Annotated in this window: 16 protein-coding genes and 1 pseudogene; 15 read left to right on the forward strand and 2 right to left on the reverse strand. The window is 66.9% G+C overall.

The annotated features are described in order from the left end of the window. The first annotated feature begins 7 nt into the window (after positions 1-7). From BTH_RS23580 to BTH_RS23645, 14 genes are all read left to right on the forward strand, one after another. Entirely contained in the window at positions 8-1090 is a 1083-nt protein-coding gene (locus tag BTH_RS23580) for a helix-turn-helix domain-containing protein (RefSeq protein WP_009890819.1), read from the forward strand. Between the two features lie 90 nt (positions 1091-1180). Beyond that, positions 1181-2485, forward strand: a complete 1305-nt coding sequence (ispG, locus tag BTH_RS23585) for a flavodoxin-dependent (E)-4-hydroxy-3-methylbut-2-enyl-diphosphate synthase (RefSeq protein WP_011402302.1) — start codon at positions 1181-1183, stop codon at positions 2483-2485. An 18-nt stretch (positions 2486-2503) separates the two neighbouring features. Beyond that, the gene (gene hisS / locus BTH_RS23590; RefSeq protein ID WP_009890821.1) at positions 2504-3844 is read left to right on the forward strand and encodes a histidine--tRNA ligase; all 1341 of its coding nucleotides are present in this window, start codon (positions 2504-2506) and stop codon (positions 3842-3844) included. 53 nt (positions 3845-3897) lie between these two features. Then, positions 3898-4527, forward strand: coding sequence for a tetratricopeptide repeat protein (locus BTH_RS23595; protein ID WP_009890825.1), 630 nt, complete (start codon positions 3898-3900; stop codon positions 4525-4527). A 44-nt stretch (positions 4528-4571) separates the two neighbouring features. Then, the gene (bamB, locus tag BTH_RS23600; RefSeq protein WP_009890827.1) at positions 4572-5717 is read left to right on the forward strand and encodes an outer membrane protein assembly factor BamB; all 1146 of its coding nucleotides are present in this window, start codon (positions 4572-4574) and stop codon (positions 5715-5717) included. Positions 5718-5991: 274 nt separating this feature from the next. Further along, positions 5992-7329, forward strand: a complete 1338-nt coding sequence (gene der / locus BTH_RS23605; protein ID WP_009890829.1) for a ribosome biogenesis GTPase Der — start codon at positions 5992-5994, stop codon at positions 7327-7329. Positions 7330-7463: 134 nt separating this feature from the next. Continuing rightward, a complete protein-coding gene (gene hfq / locus BTH_RS23610; protein WP_004192796.1) occupies positions 7464-7703 on the forward strand; it encodes an RNA chaperone Hfq in 240 nt (79 codons plus the stop codon). Positions 7704-7774: 71 nt separating this feature from the next. Further along, complete coding sequence (gene hflX / locus BTH_RS23615) at positions 7775-8938, forward strand: GTPase HflX (protein WP_009890835.1); 1164 nt, start codon at positions 7775-7777, stop codon at positions 8936-8938. A gap of 81 nt (positions 8939-9019) precedes the next feature. Continuing rightward, positions 9020-10357 carry an FtsH protease activity modulator HflK gene (gene hflK / locus BTH_RS23620; RefSeq protein ID WP_009890837.1) on the forward strand — a complete coding sequence of 446 codons (1338 nt, stop codon included), beginning with the start codon at positions 9020-9022 and terminating at the stop codon, positions 10355-10357. Positions 10358-10372: 15 nt separating this feature from the next. Further along, positions 10373-11272, forward strand: coding sequence for a protease modulator HflC (gene hflC / locus BTH_RS23625; protein WP_009890839.1), 900 nt, complete (start codon positions 10373-10375; stop codon positions 11270-11272). 24 nt (positions 11273-11296) lie between these two features. Beyond that, positions 11297-11488, forward strand: a complete 192-nt coding sequence (locus BTH_RS23630; protein ID WP_006026956.1) for a DUF2065 domain-containing protein — start codon at positions 11297-11299, stop codon at positions 11486-11488. Positions 11489-11608: 120 nt separating this feature from the next. After that, positions 11609-12757, forward strand: coding sequence for an ATP phosphoribosyltransferase regulatory subunit (locus BTH_RS23635; protein WP_009890843.1), 1149 nt, complete (start codon positions 11609-11611; stop codon positions 12755-12757). A gap of 124 nt (positions 12758-12881) precedes the next feature. Then, on the forward strand, positions 12882-14228 hold the full coding sequence (locus BTH_RS23640) for an adenylosuccinate synthase (RefSeq protein ID WP_011402304.1): 1347 nt from the start codon (positions 12882-12884) through the stop codon (positions 14226-14228). 21 nt (positions 14229-14249) lie between these two features. Further along, positions 14250-14843 (forward strand): phosphoribosyltransferase, encoded by a 594-nt coding sequence (locus BTH_RS23645; RefSeq protein WP_025369341.1) that lies wholly within the window; start codon positions 14250-14252, stop codon positions 14841-14843. A gap of 139 nt (positions 14844-14982) precedes the next feature. On the opposite strand, the pseudogene BTH_RS31985 reads toward BTH_RS23645, so the two are convergent. Beyond that, positions 14983-15178 (reverse strand): annotated as a pseudogene (locus BTH_RS31985) (hypothetical protein). On the opposite strand from BTH_RS31985, the gene BTH_RS23650 reads away from it, so the two are divergent. Next, positions 15143-17035 carry a potassium transporter Kup gene (locus BTH_RS23650; RefSeq protein WP_009890848.1) on the forward strand — a complete coding sequence of 631 codons (1893 nt, stop codon included), beginning with the start codon at positions 15143-15145 and terminating at the stop codon, positions 17033-17035. The pseudogene BTH_RS31985 and the gene BTH_RS23650 sit on opposite strands and share 36 nt — an antisense overlap. A 169-nt stretch (positions 17036-17204) precedes the next feature. Here BTH_RS23650 and BTH_RS23655 read toward each other — a convergent pair whose 3' ends face one another. Next, positions 17205-19532 (reverse strand): Tex family protein, encoded by a 2328-nt coding sequence (locus BTH_RS23655; RefSeq protein ID WP_009890850.1) that lies wholly within the window; start codon positions 19530-19532, stop codon positions 17205-17207. Positions 19533-19636 lie beyond the last annotated feature (104 nt).

Raw genomic sequence — 19636 nt, forward strand, 5'->3', positions numbered from 1 at the left:
GATGAGGATGAGCGAACCGCAGCCGTCAAGGAGCCCGGAGACGAACGCAGGCGAGAAACCGGCGGCGGCCGGTGGCGGCATTGCGTCGGTCGCGGCAGTGGGCGCACGGCTCGCGGAGTTGCGTGAGGCGAAGGGGTGGTCGGTCGATGACGTGTCCGCGCGGCTGAAGGTCGCGGCGCCGAAGCTGCAGGCGCTCGAGGCGGGCGACACGAGCCAGTTGCCGGGCGCGACGTTCGCGCTTGGCCTCGTGCGCAGCTACGCAAAGATGCTCGGTGTCGATCCGGAGCCGTTCGCGCAGGCGCTGCGCCGGGAGAAGGGCGTGCCCGAGGTCGATCTTTCGATGCCTGCGTCGGCCGGCACCGATCTGCCGCGCGGCCGGGTGTCGATCCCGCTGGGCGGTTCGTCGCGCGGCCGGCCGTGGCTGTGGGCGATCGCGGCGGTCGTCGTCGCGCTCGTCGCGGCGGCGATGTGGCGCACGGGCGGCGAATCGTCGAACTGGCTCGCGCGTTTCAAGTCGAACGGCGCGGGCGAGGCCGCGTCGGCCGCGCACGCGCAGCAGGGAGGCGTTGCATCCGATCTGCCGGCGAGTGCGGCGGTGTCGGGCACGGTGACGCAGGCTGGCGCGATCGCGACGCCGCCGGTCGGCGGCGCGTCGGCGGACGAGGCGGCCACGGCGAGCGTGTCGGCCGGGAGCTCGGCGCCCGTCGTCGCGAGCGCGGCGGTCGCGCCTTTCGCTTCGACGCCGGTTGCCGCCGTGCAACAAGCGCAACCTGCGCAAACGACGCAACCAGCGGCCGCGTCAACGGCCGACGCCGCGAGCGCGGCCGTCACGGTCGCGCCTGGCCAGTCGGTCGTTGCGCTGAAGGTCGCGCAGGACTGCTGGTTCAGCGTGCGCGACAAGAACGGCAAGGAGCTGTTCTCGGCCCTCGTGCGCGCCGGCGAGACGAAGCAGGTCGCGGGCGATGCGCCGCTCAAGATCACGATCGGCAACAAGGCCGGGCTCGAATCGGTCGCTTTCGACGGCAAGCCCGTTGATCCGGCAAAATACTCGGCGGCTCGGGGCAACGTCGCGCGTTTCGCATTGCCCTGACGGCAAGCGCCGCGTCCGGCCAGGCGCGGCGCTTTTCCCTTTCGCGCGCCGCCGGGCAGGCGGCGCGTTTGGCGTAAATTGGATCTATCGATGCAATCCGAAGCTCAATCCCCACGCAGCAGTCAGATTTGTTCAACCGAGCCGGTGTTCGGCGGGCATGCGCCGCGACGCATGTCGCATGCGGTCGACGTCCGCTGGGGCGGCACGCTCGTGACGATCGGCGGCGCGGCGCCCGTGCGCGTGCAGTCGATGACGAACACCGACACGGCCGACGCGATCGGCACGGCGATCCAGGTGAAGGAACTCGCAAACGCGGGCTCCGAGCTCGTGCGCATCACCGTGAACACGCCCGAGGCCGCCGCCGCCGTTCCGGCGATTCGCGAGCAGCTCGACCGGATGGGCGTGTCGGTGCCGCTCGTCGGCGATTTCCACTACAACGGCCACCTGCTGCTGCGTGACTACCCGGGCTGCGCGGAGGCGCTGTCGAAGTACCGGATCAACCCGGGCAACGTCGGCCAGGGCGCGAAGCGCGATTCGCAGTTCGCGCAGATGATCGAAGCCGCGATCAAGTACGACAAGCCGGTGCGGATCGGCGTGAACTGGGGCAGCCTCGATCAGGATCTGCTCGCGCGAATGATGGACGAGAACGGCGCGCGCGCCGAGCCGTGGGAAGCGCAGAGCGTGATGTACGAGGCGCTGATCCAGTCGGCGATCGGCTCTGCCGAGCGCGCGGTCGAACTGGGTCTCGGCCGCGACAAGATCGTGCTGTCGTGCAAGGTGAGCGGCGTGCAGGACTTGATCGCCGTGTACCGCGAGTTGTCGCGCCGCTGCGGTTTCGCACTGCACCTCGGTCTGACCGAGGCGGGCATGGGTTCGAAGGGTATCGTCGCGTCGACGGCCGCGATCGGCGTGCTGCTGCAGGAAGGCATCGGCGACACGATCCGCATCTCGCTCACGCCGGAGCCGGGCGCGTCGCGTACGGGCGAAGTGGTGGTCGGGCAGGAAATCCTGCAGACGATGGGGCTGCGCTCGTTCGCGCCGATGGTCGTCGCATGCCCGGGGTGCGGGCGCACGACGAGCACGCTGTTCCAGGAGCTCGCGCTGCAGATCCAGACGTACCTGCGCGAGCAGATGCCCGCGTGGCGCAAGGAATATCCGGGCGTCGAGAAGATGAACGTCGCGGTGATGGGCTGCATCGTCAACGGCCCGGGCGAGTCGAAGCACGCGAACATCGGCATCAGCCTGCCGGGCTCGGGCGAGAATCCGGCCGCGCCCGTGTTCGTCGACGGCGAAAAAGTGAAGACGCTGCGCGGCGAGCGCATCGCGGAAGAATTCCAGCAGATCGTGAGCGACTACGTCGCGCGCACCTACGGCCGCGCCGCGGTCCAGAATTAATTCGTCCACCGTATTCAGATGACAGAACAAAAGCGAAAGCTCGAGAAGCTGACGGGCGTGAAGGGCATGAACGACATCCTCCCGCAGGATGCCGGCTTGTGGGAATTCTTCGAAGCGACGGTGAAGTCGCTGTTGCGCGCATACGGCTATCAGAATATCCGCACGCCGATCGTCGAGCACACGCCGCTCTTTACGCGCGGCATCGGCGAAGTGACCGACATCGTCGAAAAGGAAATGTACAGCTTTGTCGACGCGCTCAACGGCGAGAACCTGACGCTGCGTCCCGAGAACACCGCGGCCGTCGTGCGCGCGGCGATCGAGCACAACATGCTGTACGACGGTCCGAAGCGACTGTGGTACATCGGGCCGATGTTCCGTCACGAGCGCCCGCAGCGCGGCCGCTATCGCCAGTTCCATCAGGTCGGCGTCGAGGCGCTCGGCTTCGCGGGCCCGGACGCGGACGCGGAAATCGTCATGATGTGCCAGCGCCTGTGGGAGGATCTCGGCCTCACCGGCATCAAGCTGGAGATCAACTCGCTCGGTCTCGCCGAGGAGCGCGCCGCGCACCGCGTCGAGCTCATCAAGTATCTCGAGCAGCATGCGGACAAGCTCGACGACGACGCGCAGCGCCGCCTCTACACGAATCCGCTGCGTGTGCTCGACACGAAGAACCCCGCGCTGCAGGAGATCGTGCGGAACGCGCCGAAACTGATCGACTTCCTCGGCGACGTGTCGCGCGCGCACTTCGAAGGGCTGCAACGGCTGCTGAAGGCGAACAACGTGCCGTTCACGATCAATCCGCGCCTCGTGCGCGGGCTCGATTATTACAACCTGACCGTGTTCGAGTGGGTGACCGACAAGCTCGGCGCGCAAGGCACGGTCGCCGCGGGCGGCCGCTACGATCCGCTGATCGAGCAACTGGGCGGCAAGCCGACCGCCGCGTGCGGCTGGGCGATGGGCATCGAGCGCATCCTTGAGCTTCTGAAGGAAGAGCATCTCGTGCCGGAGCAGGAAGGCGTCGACGTGTACGTCGTCCACCAGGGCGACGCCGCGCGCGAGCAGGCGTTCATCGTCGCCGAGCGTCTGCGCGACACGGGCCTCGACGTGATCCTGCATTGCAGCGCGGACGGCGCGGGCGCGAGCTTCAAGTCGCAGATGAAGCGCGCGGACGCGAGCGGTGCGGCGTTCGCGGTGATCTTCGGCGAAGACGAGGTCACAAACGGCACGGCGAGCGTGAAGCCGCTGCGCGGCACGGGCGACGACGGCGAAAAGAGCGTTCAGCAGTCCGTGCCGGTCGAGAGCTTGACCGAATTTCTAATCAATGCGATGGTTGCAACCGCCGAAGACGGCGACGACTGATCGCGGCGCATCCGCTCGACAAAGAAGCGTGTACAGGAAGGAATCGCTAGGCGATGAGTTATCACGACGAACAAGAATCGATTGAAAACCTGAAGGCGTGGTGGGCCCGGTGGGGCAATCTGACGACCTGGATCGCGATCGCCGTCCTCGCCGCCGCGGCAGCCTGGAACGGCTGGAACTACTGGCAGCGGCGTCAGGCGACGCAGGCGGCCGTGCTCTACGAGCAGGTGCAGTTGGCCGTCCAGTCGAACGACAAGGTGAAGGTCTCGCGCATCGCGTCCGACATGGAAGACAAGTTCGGCAGCACCGCCTATGCGCAGATGACGGCGCTCGAGGCGGCGAAGGCGCTCTATGGCGCGGGCGACGCGGCAGGCGCGAAGGCGCAGTTGCAGTGGACTGTCGATCACGCGAAGGACGACGAGTACAAGCAGATCGCGAAGCTTCGCCTTGCGTCGCTGCTGCTCGACGAGAAGGCGTACGATGCGGGTCTTGCGCTGTTGTCGGGCACGCCGCCCGAAGCGTTCAAGGGCGCCGTCGCCGATCGCCGCGGCGATCTGCTCGCCGCGCAGGGCAAGAATGACGAGGCGAAAGCAGCGTACACGCTCGCGCTCGACGCGCTGCCGAAGGACGATGCATCCGCGCGCCAACTCGTGCAGTTCAAGCTGGACGCGCTCGGCGGCTGAGCGCCCACGCTTTCGTTTTACAACTTAACTTTGCTTCGCTATCGATGAATCTGCTGAAACGTTACGCTGCACCCGTTGCCTGCGCGGCGGCCGTCCTGGTTCTCGCGGCCTGTTCGTCAACGAAGGACGCGCGCCGCGTGCCGACGCCGCTCACCGAGTTCAAACCCGTGCTCGACGTGCAGCAAGTGTGGAAGGCGAGCGTCGGCAAGGGCGGCCGCTACTCGTTCTCGCCCGTCGCGGTGGGCGACGCCGTGTATGTCGCCGGCGCGAACGGTTCGGTCGAGAAGATCGACGCGAAGACGGGCCAGGAAGTCTGGCGCACGAAGATCGGCTCCGATCTGTCGGCGGGCGTCGGCAGCGACGGCAACCTGACCGCGGTCGGCGCGCTGAAGGGCGGCGTGTTCGTACTCGGCCCGGACGGCAAGCAGCTGTGGAAGACCGCGGTGCAAGGCGAGATTTTCTCGCCGCCGCTCGTCGGCAACGGCCTCGTGATCGTGCGCACGATTGACGGCCGGGTGATCGCGTTCGCCGCGCAGACGGGCGAGCAGAAGTGGACTTACCGCAACCGCGCGGTGCCGCTCAATCTGCGCGTGTCGGCCGGCATGACGTTCGCGGGCGACGCCGCGGTGCTCGCGGGCTTCCCGGGCGGCGGCCTCGTCGCGCTGAACCTGCAGACGGGCGAGCCGTTCTGGCAGACGCCCGTGTCGTTCCCGAAGGGCGTGACCGAAGTCGAGCGGATCAACGACGTAACGGGCGCGCCGACGCTCGTCGGCGCCGAGACGTGCGCAGTGACGTTCCAGGGCCAGCTCGGCTGCTTCGATGCGAACTCGGGCCGTCCGCTGTGGGAGAAAGCGTTTTCTAGCCGCAGCGGCGTCGCACAGGACGATGCGGTTGTCGTGGGCGGCGACGACTGGTCGGTCGTGTCGGCTTACGACGTCGCGACGGGCAAGGAGCTTTGGCGCAACGACAAGCTGAAGAGCCGCGACGTCGGCGTGCCGTACCTGCTCGGCCGCGCGGTCGTGCTCGGCGATTACAAGGGCTTCGTGCACTTCCTGTCGCGCGACGATGGCGCGTTCGTCGCCCGGATGAAGACGGACGGCAGCGCGATCGCCGCGGCGCCCGTGCTCGCCGGCAACACGCTCGTCGTGCTGACGCAGGACGGCGGCGTGTACGGTTTCCGTCCGCGCTAAGCGCGCGGCGTTTTCGCGCGGCCGTGCGCTTCGCCGGCCGCGCGTCGCATTTTTTGCGCGTGCGCTTGGCGTCGGCCGGGCGGGCGCGGTCCGGCGGCTCGGCATTGCCCGATCGGCGGGCAGCCGGGAGCGAATCAAAAAAATGAGCGGCGCGACACGTATGCCGCCGCCTGCGCGCCGACGAGGCGCGAATTCGTGCTAATTTCCATCAAGCGCAGCCGCCTGCGGCATGCGGGCTCACCGCCGCTGCGTTTCACGTAGACGACATCATCAGATGAAACCGGTCATTGCCCTCGTTGGGCGCCCCAATGTGGGGAAATCCACGCTGTTCAACCGGCTCACGCGTTCGCGCGATGCGCTGGTCGCCGATCTGCCCGGCCTCACGCGCGATCGCCATTACGGCGAGGGGCGGGTCGGCGCGCGGCCATACCTCGTCGTCGACACGGGCGGCTTCGAGCCCGTCGCGAAAGACGGCATCCTGCACGAGATGGCGCGGCAGACGCGTCAGGCGGTCGAGGAAGCGGATGTCGTCGTGTTCATCGTCGACGGCCGCAACGGCCTCGCGCCGCAGGACAAGTCGATTGCCGATTACCTGCGCAAGACCGGCCGGCCGATCTTCCTCGTCGTCAACAAGGCCGAGGGGATGAAATACACGGCGGTCGCGTCGGATTTCTACGAGCTCGGCCTCGGTGACCCGCGCGCGATCTCGGCCGCGCACGGCGACGGCGTGACCGACATGATCAACGAGGCGCTCGAAGTCGCGTACGCGGGCCAGCCTGAGGAGAGCGAGGAAGACGCCGCCGCGCGCGGCATCAAGATCGCGATCGTCGGCCGGCCGAACGTCGGCAAGTCGACGCTCGTCAACACGCTGATCGGCGAAGACCGCGTGATCGCATTCGACATGCCGGGCACGACGCGCGATTCGATCTACGTCGATTTCGAGCGCAACGGCAAGCAGTACACGCTGATCGACACGGCGGGCCTGCGCCGTCGCGGCAAGGTGTTCGAGGCGATCGAGAAGTTCTCGGTCGTGAAGACGCTGCAGTCGATCTCCGACGCGAACGTCGTCATTCTGCTGCTCGATGCGCAGCAGGACATCTCCGATCAGGACGCGCACATCGCGGGCTTCGTCGTCGAGCAGGGGCGCGCGCTCGTGGTCGGCGTGAACAAGTGGGACGGCCTCGACCCGCACGTGCGCGAGCGCACGAAGGCGGATCTCGCGCGCAAGCTGAAATTCCTCGAGTTCGCGAAGTTCCACTTCATTTCCGCAGCGGAGAAGACGGGCATCGGAGCGCTGATGCGCTCGGTGGACGACGCTTACGCTGCCGCGATGAAGAAGCTGCCGACGCCGAAGCTCACGCGCGCGCTGATCGACGCGGTCGAGTTCCAGCAGCCGCGCCGCCGCGGCCCCGTGCGGCCGAAGCTGCGCTATGCGCACCAGGGCGGACAGAACCCGCCCATCATCGTGATCCACGGCAACGCGCTCGACGCCGTGACGGAAACGTACAAGCGCTATCTGGAGAACCGCTTCCGAGAAACTTTCTCGCTGACTGGCACTCCATTGCGCATAGAGTTCCGCTCGTCGACGAACCCTTACGCCGATAAGGACTGAGCGGCGAGCGCCGCGTCGGCCGGACGGCGGAGCCGGGCGGGGTGGACAAAATCGGCTATAGTGTAGCGATTGGCGGCGGATCTCTTTTTCTTCGCCCCAATCTAGATCAACCTGCAAAAAAGATGGAGTACGCCATGAGCAACAAAGGGCAATTGTTACAAGACCCGTTTTTGAACGCACTGCGTAAAGAGCACGTGCCGGTTTCGATCTATCTCGTGAACGGCATCAAGCTCCAAGGGAACATCGAATCGTTCGACCAGTACGTCGTGTTGCTCCGGAACACGGTTACCCAGATGGTTTACAAGCACGCCATTTCGACGGTCGTGCCGGCGCGTCCGGTGAACTTCCACCCGGATGCGGAAGCAGCGTCCTAACCCATTGCCGCGGCTGGCACGCGTCGCCGTCGGCAGCCGATGCCAGCCGCCTTATCTTGACGTCCGATAATTTGATCAACGCAGCGTTAGTCGGCATCGATTTCGGCAAGACCGATTTCGAAGCCAGTCTCGAAGAACTCAGCCTGCTCGCCTCCAGCGCGGGCGCCCATCCCGCCGTCACGCTGACGGGCCGCCGCTCCAGTCCCGACGCCGCACTGTTCGTCGGCAGCGGCAAAGCCGAGGAACTGCGGCTTGCCTGTGAAGCGAACGACGTCGAAATCGTCATCTTCAATCACGCGCTCGCGCCCGCCCAGCAACGCAATCTGGAGCGGGTGCTTAATCGGCGTGTCGTCGATCGCACGAGCCTGATTCTCGACATCTTCGCGCAACGCGCGCGCAGCCACGAAGGCAAGCTGCAGGTCGAGCTCGCGCAGCTGCAATACCTCGCGACCCGCCTGATTCGGGCCTGGACTCACCTCGAACGGCAAAAGGGCGGTATCGGCCTGCGCGGCCCCGGCGAAACGCAGCTCGAAACCGATCGCCGGCTGATCGGCGAGCGCATCAAGATGCTGAAGTCGCGGCTCGACAAGCTGCGCCGCCAGCATCACACGCAGCGCCGGCAGCGCGCACGCAGCGGCACGATGTCGGTGTCGCTCGTCGGCTACACGAACGCGGGCAAATCGACGCTCTTCAATGCGCTGACGAAAGCGCAGGCGTACGCGGCCGACCAGTTGTTCGCGACGCTCGACACGACGTCGCGACGCGTGTATCTCGGCGACGAGGTCGGGCAGATCGTCGTGTCCGATACCGTCGGCTTCATTCGCGAGCTGCCGCACCAACTCGTCGCGGCGTTTCGCGCGACGCTCGAGGAGACGATCCACGCGGATCTGCTGCTGCACGTCGTCGACGCGTCGAGCGCGGTGCGGCTCGAGCAAATCGAGCAGGTCAACGATGTGCTGCGCGAAATCGGGGCGGACTCGATCCGTCAAATTCTCGTGTTCAACAAGATCGATGCGGTGCCCGAGCTCGCGGCCCGAGGCGGCGCGGTCGAGCGGGACGAGTATGGTAATATTTCGCGCGTCTTTTTGAGCGCGCGCACGGGCCAGGGTCTGGATTCGCTGCGTGCCGCCATCGCCGAAATCGCTACCGCGGAACATCTTGTCGGCGCCGGGCCGCTTGTCGACGCGCCGGCGCAACCACACGAAGACCACCCGGTTTCCGAACACGGGCGCTGACGGCTGCGGCCGATCAAGTTGCTCCAATCTGGTGAACAAACACAGGTGAACGACTACAACGAGCGGAGTACCTGGCGGCGAATGCGCGCCTTGCTGTCGATCAACGATCCCCGCTGGGGACGCGGCGGCAACGGCGACAAGCCGCGCGCGAACGAATCGAAGCGCCCGAACGGCCGCGACGACGGCCCCCCGGATCTCGACGAAATGTGGCGGAACTTCAACCGCCGCCTGAGCGGCTGGTTCGGCGGCAAGGGCGGCGGCAACAATGGCTTTCGTCCCGACAACGGACGTGCCGCGCGCGTCGGCGTCGGCATTGTCGCGGGCGTGCTGATCGCAATCTACCTCGGCAGCGGCATCTTCATCGTCCAGGACGGCCAGACGGGCGTCGTGCTGCGCTTCGGCGAATACAAGGGCTCGGTCGGCGACGGCGTTCACTGGCGTCTGCCGTATCCGTTCGAATCGCACGAGATCGTTGACACCGCGCAGGTGCGCTCGATCGAGATCGGCCGCAACAACGTCGTGCGGCTCGCGAACGTGAAGGACGCGTCGATGCTCACGCGCGACGCCGACATCGTCGACGTGCGTTTCGCCGTTCAATATCGGATCGGGTCCCCGACCGATTACCTGTTCCGTGCGGTCGACCCCGAGCGCAGCGTGTCGCAGGCCGCGCAGGCGGCGGTGCGTGAGATCGTCGGCGCAAAGCGCGCGGACGACGTGCTCGCGCAGGATCGCGACGCGTTGCGCGACGCGCTCGCGAAGACGATCCAGCGCGACCTCGACCGCTATCGCACGGGCCTCGTCGTGACCGGCGTGACCGTGCAGAGCGTCGCGCCGCCCGAGCAGGTGCAGGCCGCCGTCGACGACATCGCGAAGGCGCGCCAGGACAGCGAGGCCGCGAAGAACGCCGCGCAGGCGTATGCGAGCGAATTGCTGCCGCGGGCGCAGGGCGACGCGGCGAAGATGGTCGACGACGCGAAGTCGTACGCCGAGCGCGTCGTCGCGCGGGCCGAGGGCGACGCGGAGCGTTTCAAGCAGGTCTACGCTCAATACTCGAAAGCGCCTGCGGTGATCCGCGAGCGGATGTACCTCGAGACGATGCAGGAGATCTATTCGAACACGACGAAGGTGTACGTCGGCAACAAGGCGGGCAACAGCGTGCTGTATCTGCCGCTCGACAAGATCGTCGAGACGGGCCGCCAGCGTGCGGCCGACGCGGCGAGCGCCGCCGCCGCGACGCCCGCGAGCGGCGCGCAGGCGCAAACGTCCGCCCCCGCGTTTGCCGCGCCGGCATCGGCCGCGGCTGCCGCGAGCATGCCGCGTGCGGCGGCGCCTGCCGCCGCGAGCCCGGCGTCCGGCAGCGATTCGCTGCGCTCGCGCGAGGCGTTTCGCAGCCGTTCGCGCACCGACGATCTGCAGTAACGAGGAGCGCATCACATGAACCGAATCATCGCGCTCGTCGTAGCGATCGTCATCGTCGTGCTGGCGGCCTCGTCGACGGTGCTCGTCGTCGATCCGCGCCACACGGCCGTGCTGTCTTCCCGCGACGGCGCCGCGCCGAAGCTCGCCGGCCCCGGCCTGCATTTCAAGTTGCCGCAGCCGCTGCAGACGGCGACGCTCGTCGACGTCCGCGTGCAGACGCTCGACTCCGCCGATCCGCTGAGCCTCGCGACCCAGGACAAGAGCGACGTGCTCGTGAGTCCCGTCGTCAAGTACCGGATCACCGACGTGCTCAAGTACTACAGGGAGACGGGCGGTGCGCCGCGCAACGAGGCTGAACGCCTGTCGGCGGCGGTCAGGGGCGCGCTCGGCGCCGCGTTTGCGAAGCGCGATCTCGACGACGCGCTCGGCAGCCAGCGCGCGATCGCCGACGACGCGAAGCTCGCGCTGCAGGCCGGCGCAACGTCGCTCGGCATCGACATCGTCGACGTGCAACTGGCGCGCGTCGACTTGCCCGCCGCGCAGGCGGACGGCGCGTATCAGCGGATGACGGCCGAGTTGCAGCGCGCGGCCGAGCGCGAGCGCGCGGAAGGCGCGGCGCAGGCGGAAGAGATCAAGGCGGACGCGGCACGGCAGCAGCAGACGATCCTCGCGGAGGGTTACAAGTCCGCGCAGTCGATCAAGGGCGAGGGCGACGCGAAGGCCGCGTCGATCGCCGCCGACGCGTTCGGCCGCGATCCGCAGTTCTATCAGTTCTACGCGAGCCTGCAGGCGTATCGGAACAGCTTCAAGCCGAACGACGTGATCGTCGTCGATCCGGACAGCGAGTTCTTCCGCTTCATGCGCGGCCCGACGGGCGGCGCCGCAGCGCCGGCTGCCGCTGCCCGTAACCGTTGATGTGCAAGGGGCGTCGTCGTCTGCATGGATCTCGCTGGCTCGTTACTGCTCGCTCTCGCGCTGATGCTCATCATCGAGGGCGCCTTTCCGTTCGTGTTTCCGAGCGCGTGGCGCGACACGTTCCGTAGAATAGCGGAGCGGCCCCCGCACCATATCCGGATCGGCGGGTTCATCGTGATGGCGCTCGGGCTTGCGTTGCTTCTGCTCGTCACCTGATCCAGCCGCTCGCGCCCGTTCGGCGCCGCCCGGCCATCCGCCGGGGCGCCGGGCGCCGAGCCGATTCCAATCCGCGGCGCGCGTCGCGCACGCCGCGTTTCCTGTCGTAGGACCGCAACGATGTCGACCTGGTTACTTCCCGAGAATATTGCCGACGTGCTGCCGTCGGAGGCGCGCAAGATCGAGGAGCTGCGCCGCAGGCTGCTCGACCGCTTTCGTTCGTACGGCTACGAAATGGTCATGCCGCCGCTGCTCGAGTATCTGGAGTCGTTGCTGACGAGCGGCGGCAACGAGCTGCGCCTGCGCACGTTCAAGCTCGTCGATCAGGTGTCGGGCCGCACGCTCGGCTTGCGCGCCGACATGACGCCGCAGGTCGCGCGCATCGACGCACACCTGCTGAACCGCCAGGGCGTGACGCGCCTCTGCTACGCGGGTCCGGTGCTGCATACGCGCCCTCGCGGGCTGCACGCGAGTCGCGAGCAGTTGCAGATCGGCGCGGAAATCTACGGGCACGCGGGCCTCGAGGCCGATCAGGAAATCCAGCAACTGATGCTCGACGCGCTGCATCTGGCTGGTCTGAAGAAAATCCGGCTCGACCTCTGCCACGCGGGGGTGCTGGCCGCGCTCTTCGCGCGCGATGCGGCCGCGGCCGGGCGCGGCGAGGCGCTCTACGAAGCGCTCGCGGGCAAGGACGTGCCGCGCCTGAACGAGCTGACCGACGATCTGGGTGCCGATACGCGCGCCGCGCTGCGCGCACTGCCGCGCCTGTACGGCGACGCGTCGGTGCTCGACGAGGCGCGCCGTCAGTTGCCGGCGCTGCCCGAGATCGCCCGCGCGCTCGACGATCTCGCGCATCTCGCCTCGCAAGTGAAGGACGCCGAAGTCGCGATCGATCTCGCCGATCTGCGCGGCTACGCGTACCACAGCGGCGCGATGTTCGCCGCATACGTCGACGGCGTGCCGAACGCGGTCGCGCATGGCGGCCGCTACGATCACGTCGGTCAGGCATATGGGCGCGCGCGGCCGGCGACGGGCTTTTCGCTCGATTTGCGCGAAATCGCGCGAATTTCGCCGGTCGAGGCGCGCGGCGCCGCGATTCTCGCGCCGTGGAAGCAGGATGACGCGTTGCGCGCGGCGGTGGGGGCGCTGCGCGACGCGGGCGAGGTCGTGATCCAGGCGCTGCCGGGGCACGATCACGTGCTCGACGAATTCGCATGCGATCGCGCGCTTGTCGAGCGTGACGGCGCGTGGGTGGTCGAGCCCCGGTGAACGCGCCGCGCCGCCGGGCTTCCGATGCGCGTCCAGCGAGCAATGTCGTTGAAGCGAAACGGAAAAATTCGGAACCGGCGGCGAACCTAGGTAGAATACGTTTTTAACCAGCTAACGAATCAACATGTCTGCCAGCGCAGTGAACGTGACTCCCGGGCGCAACGTCGTCGTCGTGGGGACTCAATGGGGTGATGAAGGCAAAGGCAAGATCGTCGACTGGCTGACGGACCACGCTCAGGGCGTCGTGCGTTTCCAGGGCGGCCACAACGCCGGCCACACCCTCATCATCGGCGGCAAGAAGACCATCTTGCGCCTCATCCCGTCGGGCATCATGCGCGAAGGCGTCGCCTGCTACATCGGCAACGGTGTCGTCCTGTCCCCCGAGGCACTGTTCAAGGAAATCGGCGAGCTGGAAGAGGCCGGCCTTTCCGTTCGTGAGCGCCTGTTCATTTCCGAAGCGACGACGCTGATCCTTCCGTATCACATCGCGATCGACCAGGCGCGCGAAGCGCGCAAGGGCGCGGGCAAGATCGGCACGACGGGCCGCGGCATCGGCCCCGCGTATGAGGACAAGGTCGGCCGTCGCGCGCTGCGCGTGCAGGACCTGTTCGACGCGCGAACGTTCGCCGATCGCCTGCGCGAGAATCTCGACTTCCACAATTTCGTGCTGACGCAGTATCTCGGCGGCGCGGCCGTCGATTTCCAGGCGACGCTCGACACGATGCTCGGCTACGCGGATCGCCTGAGGCCGATGGTCGCGGACGTGTCGCGCCGTCTGTACGAAGAAAACCACGCGGGCCGCAACCTGCTGTTCGAAGGCGCGCAGGGCACGCTGCTCGATATCGATCACGGCACCTATCCGTTCGTCACGTCGAGCAACTGCGTCGCGGGCGCGGCGGCGGCGGGCGCGGGCGTCGGCCCGCAGAAGCTTAACTACATCCTCGGCATCACGAAGGCGTATTGCACGCGCGTCGGCTCGGGGCCGTTCCCGAGCGAGTTGTACGACGCGGACAATCCGAGTCGCCAGGATCAGATCGGCATCACGCTCGCGAACGTCGGCAAGGAATTCGGCTCCGTCACGGGCCGTCCGCGCCGCACCGGCTGGCTCGACGCGGCCGCGCTTCGCCGCTCGATTCAGATCAACGGCGTGTCGGGCCTTTGCATGACGAAACTCGACGTGCTCGACGGCCTCGACGAAGTGAAGCTGTGCGTCGGCTACAAGATCGACGGCGAAGATGCTGATCTGCTGCCGCGCGGCGCGGCTGAAGTCGCGCGCTGCGAGCCCGTCTACGAGACGTTCGGGGGCTGGAAGGAAAGCACGGTCGGCATCAATTCGTGGGACGCGCTGCCCGCGAACGCGCGTGCGTATCTGACGCGCGTGCAGGAAGTGGCCGGCGTGCCGATCGACATGGTGTCCACCGGCCCGGATCGCGACGAGACGATCCTGCTGCGTCATCCGTTCAAGGTGTAATCGCAGATGACGCAGAACCAGATGACGCAGAATCTCGCGACCCCGCTCACGATGTCCGATCCGCGCAACGACGACAAGAATCTCTGGGTCGGCTGGGACGAATACCACCGGCTGATCGAGATGCTCGCGCTCGCCGTGCATGATTCCGGGTGGAAGTTCGACCAGATCCTGTGCCTTGCGCGCGGCGGGCTGCGCGTCGGCGATCAGCTTTCGCGCATCTACGATCTGCCGCTCGCGATTCTCGCGACGAGCTCGTATCGCGAGGCGGCGGGCACGCAGCAGGGCGATCTCGACATCGCGCAGTACATCACGATGACGCGCGGCGAACTGAAGGGCAACGTGCTGCTCGTCGACGATCTCGTCGATTCGGGCGTGACGCTCGCGCGCGTCCAGCAGCATCTGAAGGAGCGCTATCCCGCCGTGACGGCCGTGCGTTCGGCTGTGCTCTGGTACAAGGGCTGCTCGAAGGTGAAGCCCGACTATCACGTCCAGTATCTGCCGACGAATCCGTGGATTCATCAGCCGTTCGAGGAATGGGATACCGTGCGTCCGCACAATCTCGCCGCATGGATCAAGCGCGGCAACGCGCAACGCGACGACGCGTCCGCCGCATAAGCGCGCGGGATGTCGCACTGGAAACGGCGCCTCGACGGCGCCGTTTTTTTTGGGGGGCGCGCGCCCGATCTTTTACGTCTTCTTTACGGTATCCGAAGAATCGAGCGGCAAGGGTAGGCGCGGCGCCCGCGCCCGGCTATCATGACGCCCCATTGCGGCAGGGGGCATCGCGCCCCCCATGCTACACTTGGCGCGCCGCAACAAGTGGTGTGCTGACAACACCAATGGGCGGCATTTTTGCGTGCCCAGTTAGAATAGCGCTCGTTTTTCCGATCCCAGCACGGATTTATATCGCTTTTATGACCGACACGAATCACTCGTCCATGCGCCAGCATTCGCTGCAATCGCTCGCGATCGCCGCGATCGGCGTGGTTTTCGGCGACATCGGCACGAGCCCGCTGTACTCGCTCAAGGAAGCGTTCAGTCCGGCCCACGGCATTCCCCTCACGCCAAGCGCGATCCTCGGCGTGATCTCGCTGCTGTTCTGGGCGATCATCCTCGTCGTCGGCATCAAGTACGTGCTGTTCGTGATGCGCGCGGACAACAACGGCGAGGGCGGCGTGCTCGCGCTGATGGCGCTGTCGCTGCGGCCGCTGAATCCGAAATCGCGCATCACCGGCCTGATGATGGCGCTCGGCATCTTCGGCGCTTGCATGTTCTACGGTGACGCGGTGATCACGCCGGCGATCTCGGTGATGTCGGCGGTCGAGGGCCTCGAGGTTGCGACGCCGCAGCTGTCGCACCTCGTGCTGCCGATCACGATCGTGATCCTGATCGCGCTGTTCTGGATTCAGCGGCACGGCACGGCGACGGTCGGCAAGCTGTTCGGCCCGATCATGGTGATCTGGTTCGTGACGATCGCCGCGCTCGGCGTCTATCACATCGCGCGCGCGCCGATGATCGTCTCGGCGATCAACCCGTACTATGCGTTCTCGTTCATGTCCGAGCACGTGCTGCTCGCGTACGTGGTGCTCGGCTCGGTCGTGCTCGTGCTGACCGGCGCGGAAGCGCTCTACGCGGACATGGGGCACTTCGGCGCGAAGCCGATCCGGCTCGCCGCTTACGTGCTCGTGATGCCGTCGCTCGTGCTCAACTACTTCGGCCAGGGCGCGCTGCTGCTGCTCGATCCGAAGGCGATCGAAAATCCGTTCTTCCTGCTCGCGCCGCAATGGGCGGCGCTGCCGCTCGTCGTGCTGTCGACGGTGGCGACCGTCATCGCGTCGCAGGCGGTGATCTCGGGCGCGTATTCGCTGACGAGCCAGGCGATCCAGCTCGGCTACGTGCCGCGGATGAAGATCCTGCATACGTCGGAGCTCGCGATCGGGCAGATCTACGTGCCCGTCGTCAACTGGCTGCTGTTGTTCGTGATCCTCTGCATCGTGATCGGCTTCAAGAGCTCCGACAACCTCGCGGCCGCGTACGGCATCGCGGTGACGGCGACGATGGTGATCACGACGATCCTCGCCGCCGTCGTGATGGTGAAGGTCTGGAACTGGAACAAGCTGCTCGTCGCGATGATCATCGGCGTGTTCCTCGTCATCGATCTCGGCTTCTTCGGCGCGAACCTGCTGAAGGTCGAGCAGGGCGGCTGGCTGCCGCTCGGCATCGGGGCGCTGCTGTTCTTCCTGCTGATGACCTGGTACAAGGGGCGTCACATCGTCAAGGAGCGCACCGCCGCCGACGGTATTCCGCTCGCGCCGTTCCTGCAGGGGCTGCTCGCGCATCCGCCGCACCGCGTGTCGGGCACTGCGATCTATCTGACGGGCAACGATACGCTCGTGCCGGTGAGCCTGCTGCACAACCTGAAGCACAACAAGGTGCTGCACGAGCGCACGATCTTCATGACGTTCGTCACGCGCGACATCCCGTATGTGAAGGACGACGAACGGGTGACCGTGCACGATGCGGGCGAAGGGCTCTACATCGTGAAGGCGGAATACGGCTTCAACGAGACGCCGGACGTGAAGGCGGTGCTCGAGGAGGTGTCGTGTCAGCGTGCGATGACGTTCGAGCTGATGGACACGTCGTTCTTCCTCGCGCGCGAAACCGTCGTGCCGACTCATTTGCCGGGCATGTCGATCTGGCGCGAGCGCGTGTTCGCGTGGATGCACCAGAACGCCGCGAAGCCGACCGATTTCTTCGCGATCCCGGCGAACCGCGTCGTCGAGCTCGGCACGAAGATCGAGATCTGAGCGGCGAGCGCCGCGCGCGGCGCGTTTCGTGAAGTGAAGGAAGCCGGCGGCGCGCGCCGCGGTTTTCCCACGGCATGAAGCGGCCGCCGATATTGCCGATGACCGATTTCGCGATCACGAAAAAGCCCGCTTCGAAGCGGGCTTTTTCGTTACTGGCGCGTCGCGCTGCTCAACGCTGCTTGAGCTTCGCGAACGCCGCGGCCATCGCGCCCGCGGGCTCCGGCTCGCGCGAGCGCTGGGGCCGGGCGCCGCCGCCGCGCATCGCGCCGCGCTCCGCGCCGCCGCGATTGCCGGCCGGGCTCGGTGCCGCATCGTCGTCGAGCCGCATCGTCAGCGAAATCCGTTGGCGCTTCACGTCGACGTCGAGCACCTTCACCTTGACGACCTGACCCGCCTTCACGACTTCGTGAGGATCCTTGATGAATTTCGTCGACATCGCGGACACGTGGACAAGCCCGTCCTGATGCACGCCGACGTCGACGAACGCGCCGAACGCCGCAACGTTCGTCACGACGCCTTCGAGCACCATCCCCGGCGCGAGATCCGACACTTTCTCGACGCCTTCGCGGAACGTCGCGGTCTTGAACTCGGGGCGCGGATCGCGGCCCGGCTTCTCGAGCTCGGACAGGATGTCGCGCACGGTCGGCAATCCGAAGCGTTCGTCGACGAATTCGGCGGGCGACAGGCCCGCGAGCGCGTCGCGGTTGCCGAGCACATCGTCGATGCGCTTGCTGATTTTCGCGAGCATCCGCTCGACGACGGGGTACGCCTCGGGGTGCACCGACGAGCGGTCGAGCGGATTCTCGCCGCCGTTGATGCGCAGGAAGCCCGCCGCCTGCTCGAACGTCTTGTCGCCGAGGCGCGGCACGCGGCGCAGGTGCTCGCGCGACGGGAAGGGGCCGTTTGCGTCGCGGTAGTCGACGATGTTGCGCGCGAGCGTCGAGTTCAGGCCCGACACGCGTGCGAGGAGGGCGGCCGACGCGGTGTTCGCGTCGACGCCGACCGCATTCACGCAATCCTCGACGACCGCGTCGAGCGAACGCGCGAGCTCGCGCTGATTCACGTCGTGCTGATACTGGCCGACGCCGATCGCCTTCGGCTCGATCTTCACGAGCTCGGCGAGCGGGTCCTGCAGCCGGCGCGCGATCGATACCGCGCCGCGCAGCGACACGTCGAGCTCGGGGAATTCCTTCGCGGCGAGCTCCGACGCCGAGTAGACCGATGCGCCCGCTTCCGACACGACGATCTTCTGCAGCTTGAGCTCGGGGTGCTTCGCGATCAGCTCGCTCGCGAGCTTGTCGGTCTCGCGCGACGCTGTGCCGTTGCCGATGCTGATCAGTTCGGCCTGCGTGTGAGCGGCGAGGCGCGCGAGCCGCGCGATCGAGCCGTCCCAGTCGCGGCGCGGCTCGTGCGGGTAGATCGTGTCGGTTGCAAGCAGCTTGCCCGTGCGATCGACGACGGCAACCTTCACGCCCGTGCGCAGGCCGGGGTCGAGGCCGATCACGGCCTTCGGGCCCGCGGGCGCGGCGAGCAGCAGGTCCTTCAGATTGCGCGCGAACACGCGGATCGCTTCGTGCTCGGCCGTCTCGCGCAATTGCGTGAGCAGCTCGGTCTCGATGTGCGGCTGCACCTTCACGCGCCAGCACCAGCGGCACACGTCGGACAGCCACTTGTCGGCCGGCCGGTTCTGGTTCGCGATGCCGAAATGGCGCGCGATCGTCGCCTCGCCCGGATGCGGCACCTGCGCGTCGAGCTCCTCGCCGAGGCCGAGCTTGATGGTCAGCACGCCGGCGTTGCGGCCACGAAACAGCGCGAGCGCGCGGTGCGACGGCACCGTCTTGATCGTCTCGGCGTAGTCGTAGTAGTCGCGGAATTTCTCGCCTTCCTCGCCTTCCTTGCCCTCGACCACGGCCGACGATACGACGCCGCGCTCGAACAGGTAGTCGCGCAGCTTGCCGAGCAGCTCGGCCGTCTCGCCGAATTGCTCGGACAGGATGTCGCGCGCGCCGTCGAGGGCCGCCTTCACGTCGGCGACGCCCTTGTCCGCGTCCACGTACGCGGCGGCTTCCGTTTGCGGATCGAGGAGCGGATTCGCGAGGAGCGCCTGCGCGAGCGGCTCGAGCCCGGCTTCCCGGGCGATCTGCGCGCGCGTGCGGCGCTTCGGCTTGTACGGCAGGTACAGATCCTCGAGCGTCTGCTTGCTGTCGGCCGCGTCGATCGCCGCGCGCAGTTCGTCGGTCAGCTTGCCCTGCTCGTCGATGCTCGCGATGATCGTCGCGCGGCGTTCCTCGAGCTCGCGCAGATACAGGAGGCGCTCTTCGAGCTGGCGCAACTGCGTGTCGTCCAGGTTGCCCGTGACTTCCTTCCGGTAGCGGGCGATGAACGGAACGGTGGAGCCTTCGTCGAGGAGTTGCACCGCCGCGGCGACTTGCCGGGGCTGGACCGACAGTTCGTCGGCGATGCGCTGTACGATCTTGAGTGCTACGGTTTCCGTCATGTCGTGATGTGCGTCTACTGCCTGCAGAAATCGCCCGGTCCGGCCGGCTGCGCCGTCGAGCCGGCCCAGGCGGGTGAATGGAGCGGGGCATTTTGCCATAAATG

Source organism: Burkholderia thailandensis E264, from assembly GCF_000012365.1.
GTDB classification, from domain to species: Bacteria; Pseudomonadota; Gammaproteobacteria; order Burkholderiales; family Burkholderiaceae; genus Burkholderia; species Burkholderia thailandensis.

Bases quoted from the DNA above. Each gene is read 5' to 3' on its own strand.
- BTH_RS23655 (WP_009890850.1), bottom strand. From the start codon at position 19,532: ATGACGGAAACCGTAGCACTCAAGATCGTACAGCGCATCGCCGACGAA.
- BTH_RS23630 (WP_006026956.1), top strand. From the start codon at position 11,297: ATGGATCTCGCTGGCTCGTTACTGCTCGCTCTCGCGCTGATGCTCATC.
- bamB (WP_009890827.1), top strand. From the start codon at position 4,572: ATGAATCTGCTGAAACGTTACGCTGCACCCGTTGCCTGCGCGGCGGCC.
- der (WP_009890829.1), top strand. From the start codon at position 5,992: ATGAAACCGGTCATTGCCCTCGTTGGGCGCCCCAATGTGGGGAAATCC.
- BTH_RS23580 (WP_009890819.1), top strand. From the start codon at position 8: ATGAGCGAACCGCAGCCGTCAAGGAGCCCGGAGACGAACGCAGGCGAG.
- hflK (WP_009890837.1), top strand. From the start codon at position 9,020: ATGCGCGCCTTGCTGTCGATCAACGATCCCCGCTGGGGACGCGGCGGC.
- BTH_RS23635 (WP_009890843.1), top strand. From the start codon at position 11,609: ATGTCGACCTGGTTACTTCCCGAGAATATTGCCGACGTGCTGCCGTCG.
- hisS (WP_009890821.1), top strand. From the start codon at position 2,504: ATGACAGAACAAAAGCGAAAGCTCGAGAAGCTGACGGGCGTGAAGGGC.
- BTH_RS23595 (WP_009890825.1), top strand. From the start codon at position 3,898: ATGAGTTATCACGACGAACAAGAATCGATTGAAAACCTGAAGGCGTGG.
- BTH_RS23640 (WP_011402304.1), top strand. From the start codon at position 12,882: ATGTCTGCCAGCGCAGTGAACGTGACTCCCGGGCGCAACGTCGTCGTC.
- ispG (WP_011402302.1), top strand. From the start codon at position 1,181: ATGCAATCCGAAGCTCAATCCCCACGCAGCAGTCAGATTTGTTCAACC.
- hfq (WP_004192796.1), top strand. From the start codon at position 7,464: ATGAGCAACAAAGGGCAATTGTTACAAGACCCGTTTTTGAACGCACTG.
- hflC (WP_009890839.1), top strand. From the start codon at position 10,373: ATGAACCGAATCATCGCGCTCGTCGTAGCGATCGTCATCGTCGTGCTG.
- BTH_RS23650 (WP_009890848.1), top strand. From the start codon at position 15,143: ATGACCGACACGAATCACTCGTCCATGCGCCAGCATTCGCTGCAATCG.
- BTH_RS23645 (WP_025369341.1), top strand. From the start codon at position 14,250: ATGACGCAGAATCTCGCGACCCCGCTCACGATGTCCGATCCGCGCAAC.